The sequence below is a fragment of the Moraxella oculi genome (assembly GCF_023336735.1).
GTDB lineage: Bacteria > Pseudomonadota > Gammaproteobacteria > Pseudomonadales > Moraxellaceae > Moraxella > Moraxella oculi.
The window spans coordinates 124305-136829 of the sequence record NZ_JAMBAQ010000002.1 but is presented as its reverse complement, the minus strand read 5'-3'; the positions used below and the strand labels follow the sequence as shown (position 1 = coordinate 136829).

Below are 12525 nucleotides of genomic sequence, written 5' to 3'. Positions count from 1 at the left end.
CTTTTGTGTTGACTGCGATTTTCGCACACTTAAAAGGAATACCATCGTTGAATACTTCACCCACCACCAATGTCGCTCGTTTACAAAGAAATCTTAGCTTGTGGCATGTGATCATCATTGGACTTGCTTATATCCAGCCCATGACTTTGCTTGATACTTTTGGTATGGTATCTCGTGATAGTGGCGGTCATGTACCGATGTCTTATATTTTTGCCTTGATTGCCATATTATTGACTTCTGTCAGTTATGGTCATATGATTCGAGCCTACCCCTCATCAGGTTCTGCTTATACCTATACGCAACGCGCCATCAATCCATCAATGGGCTTTATGGTCGGTTGGTCAAGCTGGCTTGATTACTTACTCTCACCATTGGTAAATATCGTCTTGGCGGTGATTTATTTAAACGCTCTTTTCCCCACCATCAACAGCTGGGTATGGGTGATTGGTTTAACCGCCCTGATGACAGGTGTCAATTTATTTGGCTCAAAAATTGTGGCTTATTTCAACAGCTGGATCGTCTTTGTACAGCTTGCGGTGATTGCGATATTCGTCTTTTTAACCTACAATTCATTATCAGCAGGTCAAAACGCCGACGGCATCATCAGTCCTGACAACGCCTATCATCTATGGAGCATGGCACCGTTTTGGGACAGCATGACTTCTGTGGGTGCGTTAATCACAGGTGCGACCATTCTATGCTTCTCTTTCACGGGGTTTGATGCGTTATCTACGCTTGCTGAAGAAACCAAAGACACCAAACGCGTGTTGCCAAAAGCAATGATTCTCACAACATTGATTGCAGGTGTTGTATTCATCATCAGTACCTATTTCATGCAAATCTACTTCCCAAATCATCCAGAGACTTATTTTGAGCTGGTTGATGAGACTCAACCTGAGATTTTAGAGGCAGTGGGCGGTGCAGCATTTAAAGCAGTCGTGCTAGGCTTTGCCATCATTACTGTCATGGCATCTGGCATCTCAGCACACGCAGGCGTATCTCGCCTGATGTATGTGATGGGTCGCGATGGCGTCATCAGTAAAAACATATTCGGTAAAATTCACCCAAAACTGCTCACTCCTGTCAATAACATTCTGATTGCAGGGGCGGTGGCTCTAACCGCAGGCTTTATCAGCTTGGAATCCATCGTCAACCTAATCAGCTTTGGTGCATTGACCGCTTTTAGCTTCGTCAACTTATCGGTCATTTTTCATTATGCCTTCCGAAATAATCATCTCATTAAAGGTGGCAAAGATATTTTTAATTATATCATCATTCCAATAGCTGGCTTTATCAGTGTGTTTTTGATGTGGCTTGAAGTAGATGGCACCACCTTTAAAGTTGGCTTATTCTGGGCAGCGATTGGCTTTGCGTGGCTTGGTGTCAAGACACACGGCTTTAAAAAACCAGTACCCCAGTTTAAAGAAGAAGATGTGTAACACCATCTCTCATAAAAAAACCCTGTCAATCGACAGGGTTTTTACTCATCATTGGTTATTGCTCTAAAAGACATGTTAAGACATCGTGAATATGGCATCAGCTTGCCCAAGCCATTTTTAATATCTGTGCCACAATCCACGGCGTTACAATAACCGCTACGATGCTCATCGAACCAAGCAAAGCCAAAGTCGGCAGTCCATTTAGTCCTGTGGCATACAAATCCACCGCCCCTGTTGCAAAAATCAACACAGGCAACTGCATCGGTAAAGCAATCAGTGGCACAAGCACCGCACCATTTTTTAGACTCAATGTCAAACTGCTGGCAATCGCAGAGAGCATGAGCATGAGAGGAGAACCGACAATGAGAGATAGCATCAGCATGGCCGCCTCATCAATCGGCACCTTGAATAATGGCGTGGCAAATAAAGACAGCACCGACACAAATCCTGCACTAAAAACCCAGTGAGTGAGCAATCTGGCAAACACCCAAACAGCCAAAGGAGCATCAGACACCACAATCTGTGCCAGCGTGCCATTCTCCAAATCAGCCTTAAACAAATCGTCCACACCAATCACCAATGACAACAAAGCTGCAATCCATACCGCTGAAGTCGCAAGACGCAATAGTACCCTAGGCTCACTGCCCACCGCAAGCGGAAACAGCACGATGATGATTAAAAAAATCATCAATGGGAATAACCACTGTACCGCACCTTGGCGTTTTATTTGCCATTCACGCACCAACATGGTTCTAAAAGCACGCTTCATCATAATGCAAACTCCGCCAAATCCAGCACACTTGTATTTACAGAGATAGCCTGATGACTGGTCATTAAGACCGCCCCACCCATGTTAGCAAACTCACGAATACGCTCCTCGATTCGCCCCACCATCTGCACATCAAGTGCTGTCATCGGTTCATCAAGCAGCCATAGAGGCGATTGCTCAGGCGTCATTAAAAACATCTTGGCCAATCCCACTCGGCGCATCTGCCCTGCTGATAATCGCACGCTAGACACATCGTTTAGTCCATACAAGCCTACCTGCTCCAATGCAAAGTCAACCATGTCATGATCAGCATCCACCCCATATAAAGAGAGTAAGAACACCAAGTTTTGTTCAACGGTCAAACTACCACTGATGCCCAGCTGATGCGACACATACACAGGCTTGTTGCATTCTTGGTGATGGATCAGCTTGCCCGTCATGACGGGTAGCAGTCCTGCAATCTGCGATAATAGCGTCGTTTTTCCCAGTCCATTCTCACCCATCAAATGGCACACATCACCTGTATTTAAAGTCATGTTAACCGCTTGGCATAATATGAAGTCGCCTCGTTGCACATCCACGCCGTCTAGCGTGATGATGCCACGCTTGGCAAATTGAGTTGATAAAGTCATTGCATGAGTGTTTATTAAAAATATCGCTCATCATATCAAAAAACACACCTAAGAAAAACCAGTTTGTATGATTTGCTTTGCATAATCCATCTGTTTAAGCTACAATTTAAAAAAATATCAACAACAGGATACGCATGAACATATTAAACAAACTCAAAAATCTCTTTAAAAATAAAAAGAACGCCATCTCCCCACCATCCACTGACAACCACACCCCTGTAACGACACGCATCATGGCATGGCTAGACTCCCAAGGGTGGCAATACGAACACCGCAAGCCCAACATCAAAAACGGTCGAACGCATCACCTCATTTTAAACCTGACTGATCAAAGTCTGGACTGGACTTGTGTCTTTCGCATCAACGAAAACAATCAGCTCATTGCCATATTTGGTATATTACCAAATACCGTACCGCCCAGCCATTTCGCACCCATGATGATGAAGATCGCCTATGCCAATACCAGCATCTCTTTTGGCAGCATTGAGCTTGATCCGACTGATGGGGAAGTGCGCGTCAGAATGTCGGTTGATGGTGAGTTTGGAATACTTAGCGACAAGGCAATCAGTTGCTATTTGCAAGGAGTGGCAAGTCTGACTGAGATGGCACAGCACCTTTATGATGAGGTGATGAAAGAAACCGAACCCAGTCCATTTTGGCATGATTATGTATCAGATGCACCAGAATCTGAAGAAAGTCCACGAGATGATGGTGGTTTTTTTATACCAACGCACGAACGCCAATAAATTTTTTTATGTATAAATCAGTTAAAATCGCACATCATCCTGATTTTTGCTTGTCATTGCCAGAGAATCATCGCTTCCCAATGGCAAAATATGAGCGACTACCCCAAAAATTATTGGTGGACGGTATTGCTATGCCCAGTCAGTTTTTCATTCCGCCAATGGCAACGATTGATGAAATCTTAACCACGCATACGGCAGAGTATTGGCAAGCGTTAGATGATTTGACTTTATCGCCCAAAGAAGCCCGCAAAATCGGCTTACCCATGAATAAAAAGCTGATCGACCGTGAACGGCTGGTGGTGGGAGCGACAATCGCCTGTGCCAAATACGCACTCACGGACGGCATCAGTTTTTCTACTTCAGGTGGAACGCACCACGCTTTTGCAGACAGTGGCGAGGGCTTTTGTGTCTTAAATGATGTCTGTGTGGCAAGTCATGTGCTATTAAATCAATCACTTGCCAAACGCATTTTAATCCTTGACCTAGATGTCCATCAGGGCAACGGCAATGCATCCATCATGGCGGATAATGCCAATGTCTTTGTGATGAGTATGCACGGCGAGAAAAACTACCCTTATCATAAACCAAAGTCGGATTTGGATATTGGCTTGGCTGACAACACAGGCGATGATGAGTATTTGCGTTTATTAAGCCACCATTTACCCAAAGTGCTTGATGACTTTAATCCTGATTTTGTTTTCTATCAAGCTGGCGTAGATGTACTTGCTGATGACAGACTTGGGCGAATCGATCTGACGATGAATGGGCTGTATGAGCGAGAGCAGTATGTGGTCAAGACGATGCTTGATCGGCAAATCCCAATGTCGGTGGTCATGGGCGGTGGCTACGCCCCTGATATTGATGTCATTGTAGAGGGGCATGGTGTGGTGTTTGGGGTGGTGAAAAATCCAAAAGTGACTAAATTACACTAATCTGTGTGCGAACTTTTTGTTTAAATTCATTTTTTAGGCTTGGGGTAATTGCTTGATAACGCCTTTTTGATAATTCCAAAAATCCCAATTCTTGCTCAATGCCAATATAATTTCTATCCAGTAAAGTTGCCGCAATGCCTGTTGTACCAGACCCTGAAAATGGATCTACTATCAAATCACCTTTTTGGGTAGAGGCTAAAATAATTCTTGACAAAAGTCCAAGTGGTTTTTGGGTTGGATGTTCCCCTTGTGTCTTTTCCCAGCCACTTACTGCGAGCAATCGCCAAACATCTTTTTGCTGTTTATTGGCATTTAATCTTTTCATCAAATCATAGTTAAAATAATGTGGTATTTTTGGATTTTTTCTTGCCCATATAATCCACTCAGCGGAATAGGTGAAATACCGACAAGAGAAATACGAAGTAATTTTTAATCAGAAACATCATTAAATTCCACCAAAACAAAATCACCCCAATCCAGTACAATATCTTCATTTTGATAGGATTCTTGTACGATACGAATGGCTTCATCAATGTTACTTGCCTGAACCTCAATAATTTTTGATAAAGTCTCTTGAAGTTGTATTTTATAGGCTTGCATATTTTACCTTTTTATATCGACCACGGGCAACGAATTCAATCAATCCTTTATCTCTCAAAATTTGCAACTGCTGTCTAATTTTATCTTTAATAAAGTTATTGTTTGGGTATTTTATTTTTAATATCTCTTCAAAATCATAAATATCTTTTAGGTTAAAAGTATCTTTTGAAATACTATCTATACACATCATTATGTCCAATATCCAACCTCTTGACTCTATATTCTTAGTGCGAATAAATAAGGTATTATTAAAATGTTCTTGCACCAAATTTTGATTAATTATTTGAGAATTTTTGACCAAGAAAATTTTACCAAAATCAACAACATTGGATATATCAATATTGCATCCAACCCAGCCTGCACGCCTTGCATTGGGCGACAAAGGCTTTCTTTTGATAATAATACTTGGAGTAAAAAATTGTTTTGGTATAATCAAAAAATCATTAACTCGGCACTGTTTATCATAAGTTAAGAAGAAAAAGTTTGGGCTGTTATTAGCGTTGATACGCTCTATCATCGTTGCATAAGCACCGTCTGTTATCACATTGGGCAAACGACCATTTTTACTTTTTAACTCAAATTCTTCGAGGCAATTTTGACAGTAAAAATCAGCAACAGGTCGATTGTTCTCAAATTCAGATAATGGCAGATTTCCGCATTTGGGACAATATGAGTTATTCAACACCCAATTTTCAGTTAAAACTCTTGCAATTTGAGCCTTACTAATGTATTCATTTGCTAAGTTTTTATCAAAATATAAATTCATCGTCTTTTACATGCCCTATACTCTCTTTATCTTTTTATAGCATCTACCCATATCCAATCTAATTGAATGTCATTTCACAAACATCACAATCCACTGAATTAAAATGACAGTCAAATAAAAATAATAAACCCAATACTTTGTTTATCTTTTAAAGATTAGAGCTAATGTGAGTAAACATTGATTAAATCGGCATTATAATCATTGATAATTAGCTTTTTAAGATATGGCAACTGCGACAATGCCCATAAGCAAACTGCTCCGCCGCCAACAAAAGGCTCTATCAAACAAAAGTCTTGTGTATAAACATAATCAGGCAAGCGTTTTTGAATTTCACCAATCAAAGATGTTTTTCCGCCAGCCCACTTTAAAAAAGGTTTCATCTATTTTTATCACTCAAATTAACACTATTAAGCAAATAGATCACATAATGATCTATTTGCTTTTTTTGATTTAAAGCCCCTCAATCTCCCCCACACTCTGCCTAACTTTCCCAATCTGTCCTTCCAATTCTGCTAATTTCTCTTTCTCAGCCGAAACCACATTAGCAGGGGCTTTGGCGACAAAGGCTTCATTAGCAAGTTTGGTTTTGATTTGCTCGTATTGTTTGGTGAGTTTATCCAGCTCTTTTTGGAGTCGTATCAATTCTTTTTGTGGGTCAATTAAGCCTTTCATTGGCACAAACACCACCGCATTGCCTACCACCGATGAGGACGACAGCGGGGCTTTTTCATCGTTACCCAAAAATGCCAAACTCTCTACCTTAGCAAGAGCTTTAAATAAAGTTTCAATACGCTTGATTTGTGCTTTTTCGCTGTCATTGATGTTTTGTAGTAGCACAGGCAATTTGACGCTATTGCCCAAATTCATTTCGCCACGAATATTACGCACCGCTCCGATTAAGCCTTGTAGCCACGCCATATCGTTTTCAGCCTGCTCATTAATGTAACTTTCATTAGTCATTGGATAATCAGCCAGCATAATCGTCTTACCGCCTCGTCCAATCATCGGTGCAAGCGCTTGCCAAATTTCTTCCGTAATAAACGGCATAAGCGGGTGGGTTAACCGCAATGCGGTTTCCAATACCGACAATAATACATAACGAATCTGGGCTTTGCGTTCATCGCTAGCATTCGCATCGTTTAAAACGGCTTTACTCAGTTCTACATACCAATCGCAGTATTCATTCCAAATAAAATCGTAAATGGCTTGACTTGCCAAGTCCAAGCGATAGGTTTCAAAGGCGAAATTCACCGCTTGCTCACATTTTTGTAATCGGCTGATGATCCATTGCTCTGGCAATTCCCAAAGTTCTGGTTTTGCGTCTTGATGAATGGCTTTACCGTCCACATTCATCAGCACAAAACGGCTGGCGTTCCAAATTTTGTTACAAAAATTGCGGTAACCCTCTACACGCTTAAGGTCAAAGTTGATGTCTCTTCCTGTGCTAGCAAGACTTGCAAAGGTAAAGCGTAACGCATCCGTGCCATAAGCAAGAATACCTTCTGAGAATTCTTTACGAGTTGCTTTTTCAATCTTAACAGCATCTTTGGGATTCATTAGTCCGGTGGTGCGTTTGGCAACCAAACTTTCTAAATCAATGCCGTCTATTAAATCAAGAGGGTCTAATACATTACCCTTTGATTTACTCATTTTTTTGCCTTCACCATCACGCACTAAGCCATGTACATAGACAGTTTTGAACGGAACTTGCGATTTGCCGTCTTTATCTTTAACAAAATGCAAAGTCATCATTATCATTCTGGCAACCCAAAAGAAAATGATGTCAAAGCCTGTTACAAGCACATCAGTAGGGTGGAATTTTTGTAGGATTTCATTATCAAAATCTTTGTCCGTGCCTGTCCAACCAAGCGTACTAAATGTCCAAAGGGCTGATGAAAACCAAGTATCTAGCACATCTTCATCTTGGCGTAAATTGATATCGCCTAAATGATATTTTTGGCGAACTTCATTTTCATCTCGTCCCACATAAAAATTGCCATTGTCATCATACCACGCAGGAATGCGGTGTCCCCACCACAATTGGCGAGAAATACACCAATCTTTAATATCACGCATCCACGCCATATACATATTGGTATATTGTTCTGGCACAAATTTAATATCACCATTTTCCACTGCATCAATAGCAGGTTTGGCAAGTGTATCAATTTTGACATACCATTGGTCGGTGAGTAATGGCTCAATCACCACGCCACTTCTATCACCATAAGGGCGTTTTAATTCATGGGGTTCAATTTTTTCTAAAAAGCCGTGCGTTTGTAAATCTTCAATGATTTTGGTGCGAGCCTCAAAACGGTCAAGCCCTTGATAATTAGACGGTGCATTTTCGTTCATTGTACCGTCCAAATTCATCAAATTGATGATTTCAATGTCGTGGCGTTCACCCACTTCATAGTCATTAAAATCGTGAGCAGGAGTGATTTTTACGCAACCCGTACCAAATTCTGGGTCAGGATAAGGGTCAGCCAACACAGGAATGGTACGGTCGGTCAGTGGCACATGAACCATTTTACCCAAAAGGTGCGTATAGCGTGTGTCATCAGGGTGTACCGCCAAACAGCCGTCCGCCAAAATCGTCTCTGGACGAGTGGTGGCAATGTGCATATATTGACCGTCAAGGCTTTCCCCATTGGCGTCCGTTTGCCCTTTGACAAAAGGATAGCGAACATGATACATAAAACCTTTTTCATCACGGTTTTCTACTTCTAAATCTGAAATGGCAGTTTGAAGTTTAATATCCCAATTGACAAGGCGTTTTTTACGATAAATCAGGCCTTCATCATAAAGCCGTACAAATACTTCTTTCACAGCATTAGATAGCCCTTCATCCATCGTAAATCGTTCACGCGACCAATCAACACTTGTGCCTAAACGACGGATTTGCTCCGTAATCGTACCACCTGATTGCACTTTCCACTCCCACACTTTTTCTAAAAATTTTTCACGCCCTAAATCATGACGAGAAATGCCTTGTAAAGCTAATTGGCGTTCTACCACCATTTGTGTTGCGATACCTGCATGGTCAGTGCCACCTTGCAACAGTGTGGATTTTCCCATCATGCGGTGATAACGAATGAGTGCATCCATAATGGTGTTGTTAAATCCATGCCCCATGTGAAGTGAGCCTGTTACATTGGGCGGTGGCGTGGCAATAGAGAAAGCAGACGATAAAGATAAGTTCGGTTTAAAATACCCTGTGTTTTCCCAAGCTTCATATCTACCTGACTCAATCATATTGGGGGCATAACTTGACGACATTTTATCTAAAATACTCACAACAACTCCAAAACATGCTAATAAATGAATAAAAAAATACCAGTTATTCTAACAAAACTGTAATAAAAATTATAGTAGGTAATGAATATTTTGACCAATACCAAAAACAACGCCCCAGCCAGCATATGGCTAGGGCATGATTCACATCAACAAATAACACTTAACATCGAACCGCCGTCCCATACGCCAGCACCTCCACCCCACCACCATCAACCATTGAGGTTTCGATGCGTACGCCATAGATGTGGTCATAGCCTAACTCACTTGCTTGACGCTTCATGCGTATCACAGCCTCACGGCGACTACGCTCTAAAAGACTTTCATACACCGTCAGATTTTTGCCAAAAAAACTTAGGAAAATGGCAGAAATCAGCTTAAATCTATCTTGAGCAACACAAACACCACCCATGACCAAAACGCCATCACCAAGAACTTTGGGCATATAAAGTCGCTCATTTGAGACAATAATGTGTGTCAAACTTTGTTCATCAGCATCAAGTTTGACAAGATGTTTACGCTCATTAACCCTACCAAAACACCAGCCTATGATGAGTAAGATCACCGAAATCGTTATTTGTATGTTTTTTAAGAGTAACTCAATAAAGTCCATCATGTCGCCAAACTCATTCAAACGGCGTCAAGCTTTGACCAGATGATGAAAGATTCTTTCGTACTTTAACAGCTGTACCATAAACAAAGATTTCAGACGCACCTGCTGCGATATTAGAAGTAGAAAAGCGTATGCCCACCACCGCATCAGCACCCAACGCTTGGGCTTTAGCCACCATACGATCCAAGGCCTCCTGTCGCGCTTCCTCCAACAGTTCTGTGTAGGCGACCAACTCACCACCCACGATGTTTTTTAGACTGGCTAAAAAATCCTTACCGACATGCTTGCTGCGTACCGTACTGCCATAGACCACATCCAATCTTTCAGTGATGATGTGGTTAGGTAAATGTTCCAAATTGGATAGCTGCATAATTCTCCTTAAACAATCAAAAAAAACATAACTAGCATTCAATCATGCTGACACATGTCCATACCATCACTCATCGGTATGAAACAATAAAAATAACTCCGTAATATTATCCTCCAGAGCATTCGCCATTTGTGCCAATGTCTCTTCATCACGCATCTCATCCATATCAGGATCAATGCCAGACAACAGCACCATGGGCAGCGTCAGCATCGCCACATCCTCCTCGGCGTCCTCATCATCAAACCAATCAACCTTCTCATCTGAGTACATCGCATCGACAAAACCTATCGCCCATGCCGCCAAATCACCCTCTTCACTAAAGTCCTCCGCCTCTTCACTGGCATCGAATGGCAACTCGATTGGCTCTTCGGCTTTTAGGGTGTCGTAGAGTTCTTGTTGCCAGGCAATCAAAGCCTCTTTAACCTCGGTTGGCACTTGTTTATCCGCACCTTCAAAAAAAGCTGACAGCCAATTTGGCAGAGGCTTACCAACCACCGTCGCAGTCAAAAATCCATGAGCCGCAATCGGATCAAGACCCAGTTGATTAGCATCTGAATGTAGGTAGTCAAATAGTTCTTGCTTGTTCATACGCATTCTCTTAATTCATTTGGGGTTTTAAAATGGCTTCATCACAAAAAAGGCTCATATCACCCAGATAAAAGCCTTATGATATTTTTGCTTCACCAAATCACGACAAATCAACAACTCACCATATTTAGTCATCAAAATCATCGTCAAGATCAAAATCGGCAAAATCATCTTCTTGCTCAAGAGCCTGTTCAAGTTTTTTTAGACGCTGCCGCTCTAACAAGGCATCAATTTTTAAACGCTTTTCCAAAGGCTTGGCTTTCGTCTCGTCTGCCAACTGTGCGTCCGCATCTTCTTCAAAGCCGTCATCGTCAAAATCATCAATATCACTCATAATGACTCCTCATGTCCAGATTTTAAGTTGCAAGCGATTGACTGGCGTATTTTCACCAACCATTTGTGCCTTATATCTGTATTTTTGTCAATTGTCAAGTACTAATGACGACTTTGAGAATAATTTACCCAAAGCTCGCCCATCAATCTTCCAACAAAACCTTATCTTGCACACTACGCAGTCGATCGGCAGCCCCAGAAGTGATGTTCGTCAAACTGCAAGCCTCACGCTCTTGAACCGACATGGGGGCATCAAGATGAGTCAGCTGAACATAGGATTTGACCTCATCACGAGCGACTTTATCAAGCAAAATCATCGGTGCCTCACGACGACGCTTGGACAAATCCAGCATGATGCCAGCATCACTGGCATGACTTACTGTTGTGCGAACCTGCCAAGCCACGCGTTTGATTTCACGGTGTTTTTCATAAACCACTTGGTTTAGCATCATCATGAGTTTGGATAAGAATACGGCAGCGGTAGCCACTTTTGCGGTTGTGTTGCCATACAAGGCAACCTTAGCACCTTTTTCATCATAGCCCTTGACAACATTGGCTTGCACACCCGCCAATAATGGCAATTCTAACAGATGTAACAACGCTTTATTAAGCAGCTGGTCGCATAAGGCAAAATAAGCCACCTTATTATCATTGCTAACGGTTGAGAATAACTCGTGCGGATCTTCAAACAGCACCTGCACCACCAGTTTTTCATTATCAGTAATGGGTGTGCTTTCGTCAACATCTGTTTTGGCATGCGCATTCTGACTTTCAGAGTGATTTGGTGATGATGTTGGTAATGGCTGCAAAACCGAATCATTTTGATCGTCTGCTTCATCAGGAGACTGCACCGTCGTTAAAGGCACTTGTTGGAGTAAGCCCTTATCCAAAAGCTCCAAACGCACCTTTTGGGCAATCATCGTTTGCATCTGAACAGTTGGGCGCGCCAAATATCCATAAATCAACCACAAAATCGCATGCAAGCCCGTCACAGCAAGCAAAAATAGCCAGTGGCGTGAGATGATTTGAGCGTGGTTCACCGCATCCATTTTAACAACCACACTACCCAAGGCATTACTGCCCAAGACCACCGACTCTTTTAAGGAAAGCCCACCTGCACTCTCTTTACCCATAGGCACAAGCAACGCATCTTCAGCATCGTACACCCCAACAAAAGCCAGCTTTTCTTCTTTGATGTACTTATCTGCAATGACACTCATGCTGATGCGATCATCTGTTGCCATCGGTATTTTTAATGCCTGAACAAGCTCAGACACCGCTTGGGTTGCGACCATATGCTGATGCTCTTTGCTTTCACGCTCTTCAGACAGCACAAAAAACAGTGTATGCAAGCATAAGCTGATGATGATAATGACGGCAAACAACCCCTGCCGCGGTGCTAAAAAATTCATAAAATGAACCAAAAAAATAGTAAAACAGGAC

At 42.1% G+C, this 12525-nt stretch carries 15 protein-coding genes; 3 read left to right on the top strand and 12 right to left on the bottom strand.

All coding sequences use genetic code 11. The annotated features are described in order from the left end of the window. Window positions 1-47: 47 nt before the first annotated feature. Window positions 48-1439, top strand: coding sequence for an APC family permease (locus M2R47_RS01795; RefSeq protein ID WP_249098023.1), 1392 nt, complete (start codon window positions 48-50; stop codon window positions 1437-1439). A 97-nt stretch (window positions 1440-1536) separates the two neighbouring features. On the opposite strand, the gene M2R47_RS01790 is transcribed toward M2R47_RS01795, so the two are convergent. Together M2R47_RS01790 and ccmA are read right to left on the bottom strand one after the other, a co-directional pair. Continuing rightward, complete coding sequence (locus M2R47_RS01790; RefSeq protein ID WP_249098021.1) at window positions 1537-2211, bottom strand: heme exporter protein CcmB; 675 nt, start codon at window positions 2209-2211, stop codon at window positions 1537-1539. After that, complete coding sequence (gene ccmA, locus M2R47_RS01785) at window positions 2208-2840, bottom strand: heme ABC exporter ATP-binding protein CcmA (RefSeq protein WP_249098019.1); 633 nt, start codon at window positions 2838-2840, stop codon at window positions 2208-2210. Before ccmA ends, M2R47_RS01790 begins: the two co-directional genes overlap by 4 nt. 134 nt (window positions 2841-2974) lie before the next feature. Between ccmA and M2R47_RS01780 the strand changes: the two genes are divergently transcribed. Together M2R47_RS01780 and M2R47_RS01775 are read left to right on the top strand one after the other, a co-directional pair. Continuing rightward, on the top strand, window positions 2975-3586 hold the full coding sequence (locus tag M2R47_RS01780; RefSeq protein WP_249098017.1) for a YbjN domain-containing protein: 612 nt from the start codon (window positions 2975-2977) through the stop codon (window positions 3584-3586). Window positions 3587-3594: 8 nt separating this feature from the next. Continuing rightward, a complete protein-coding gene (locus M2R47_RS01775; protein WP_249098015.1) occupies window positions 3595-4518 on the top strand; it encodes a histone deacetylase family protein in 924 nt (307 codons plus the stop codon). Here the strand turns inward: M2R47_RS01775 and M2R47_RS01770 are convergent. The 10 genes from M2R47_RS01770 to M2R47_RS01725 all read right to left on the bottom strand — a co-directional run bounded on the left by M2R47_RS01770 (window position 4505) and on the right by M2R47_RS01725 (window position 12494). Then, entirely contained in the window at window positions 4505-4945 is a 441-nt protein-coding gene (locus tag M2R47_RS01770) for a DNA-methyltransferase (protein WP_335341973.1), read from the bottom strand. The genes M2R47_RS01775 and M2R47_RS01770 overlap by 14 nt on opposite strands. A gap of 2 nt (window positions 4946-4947) precedes the next feature. Then, the gene (locus M2R47_RS01765; protein ID WP_249098014.1) at window positions 4948-5118 is read right to left on the bottom strand and encodes a DpnD/PcfM family protein; all 171 of its coding nucleotides are present in this window, start codon (window positions 5116-5118) and stop codon (window positions 4948-4950) included. Beyond that, a complete protein-coding gene (locus M2R47_RS01760; RefSeq protein WP_249098012.1) occupies window positions 5105-5884 on the bottom strand; it encodes a DpnI domain-containing protein in 780 nt (259 codons plus the stop codon). The genes M2R47_RS01765 and M2R47_RS01760 overlap by 14 nt, the downstream gene beginning before the upstream one ends. A gap of 161 nt (window positions 5885-6045) precedes the next feature. Beyond that, window positions 6046-6264: a DNA adenine methylase gene (locus M2R47_RS01755; protein WP_249098011.1), complete on the bottom strand. Its 219-nt coding sequence runs from the start codon at window positions 6262-6264 to the stop codon at window positions 6046-6048. A 70-nt stretch (window positions 6265-6334) separates the two neighbouring features. Then, on the bottom strand, window positions 6335-9163 hold the full coding sequence (locus M2R47_RS01750; protein WP_249098267.1) for a valine--tRNA ligase: 2829 nt from the start codon (window positions 9161-9163) through the stop codon (window positions 6335-6337). 178 nt (window positions 9164-9341) lie between these two features. Beyond that, window positions 9342-9794 carry a YbjQ family protein gene (locus M2R47_RS01745; protein WP_335341972.1) on the bottom strand — a complete coding sequence of 151 codons (453 nt, stop codon included), beginning with the start codon at window positions 9792-9794 and terminating at the stop codon, window positions 9342-9344. A 10-nt stretch (window positions 9795-9804) separates the two neighbouring features. Further along, window positions 9805-10161 carry a YbjQ family protein gene (locus M2R47_RS01740; RefSeq protein WP_249098006.1) on the bottom strand — a complete coding sequence of 119 codons (357 nt, stop codon included), beginning with the start codon at window positions 10159-10161 and terminating at the stop codon, window positions 9805-9807. A 66-nt stretch (window positions 10162-10227) separates the two neighbouring features. Next, entirely contained in the window at window positions 10228-10749 is a 522-nt protein-coding gene (locus tag M2R47_RS01735) for a UPF0149 family protein (RefSeq protein WP_249098003.1), read from the bottom strand. Between the two features lie 127 nt (window positions 10750-10876). Beyond that, window positions 10877-11083 (bottom strand): hypothetical protein, encoded by a 207-nt coding sequence (locus M2R47_RS01730; RefSeq protein ID WP_249098001.1) that lies wholly within the window; start codon window positions 11081-11083, stop codon window positions 10877-10879. Window positions 11084-11225: 142 nt separating this feature from the next. Beyond that, entirely contained in the window at window positions 11226-12494 is a 1269-nt protein-coding gene (locus M2R47_RS01725) for a hypothetical protein (protein WP_249097998.1), read from the bottom strand. Window positions 12495-12525 lie beyond the last annotated feature (31 nt).

Coding starts and splice junctions, on each gene's coding strand:
- M2R47_RS01780 (WP_249098017.1), top strand. CDS start 2,975: ATGAACATATTAAACAAACTCAAAAATCTCTTTAAAAATAAAAAGAAC.
- M2R47_RS01765 (WP_249098014.1), bottom strand. CDS start 5,118: ATGCAAGCCTATAAAATACAACTTCAAGAGACTTTATCAAAAATTATT.
- M2R47_RS01740 (WP_249098006.1), bottom strand. CDS start 10,161: ATGCAGCTATCCAATTTGGAACATTTACCTAACCACATCATCACTGAA.
- M2R47_RS01750 (WP_249098267.1), bottom strand. CDS start 9,163: ATGTCGTCAAGTTATGCCCCCAATATGATTGAGTCAGGTAGATATGAA.
- ccmA (WP_249098019.1), bottom strand. CDS start 2,840: ATGACTTTATCAACTCAATTTGCCAAGCGTGGCATCATCACGCTAGAC.
- M2R47_RS01725 (WP_249097998.1), bottom strand. CDS start 12,494: ATGAATTTTTTAGCACCGCGGCAGGGGTTGTTTGCCGTCATTATCATC.
- M2R47_RS01735 (WP_249098003.1), bottom strand. CDS start 10,749: ATGAACAAGCAAGAACTATTTGACTACCTACATTCAGATGCTAATCAA.
- M2R47_RS01755 (WP_249098011.1), bottom strand. CDS start 6,264: ATGAAACCTTTTTTAAAGTGGGCTGGCGGAAAAACATCTTTGATTGGT.
- M2R47_RS01775 (WP_249098015.1), top strand. CDS start 3,595: ATGTATAAATCAGTTAAAATCGCACATCATCCTGATTTTTGCTTGTCA.
- M2R47_RS01760 (WP_249098012.1), bottom strand. CDS start 5,884: ATGAATTTATATTTTGATAAAAACTTAGCAAATGAATACATTAGTAAG.
- M2R47_RS01790 (WP_249098021.1), bottom strand. CDS start 2,211: ATGATGAAGCGTGCTTTTAGAACCATGTTGGTGCGTGAATGGCAAATA.
- M2R47_RS01730 (WP_249098001.1), bottom strand. CDS start 11,083: ATGAGTGATATTGATGATTTTGACGATGACGGCTTTGAAGAAGATGCG.
- M2R47_RS01745 (WP_335341972.1), bottom strand. CDS start 9,794: ATGATGGACTTTATTGAGTTACTCTTAAAAAACATACAAATAACGATT.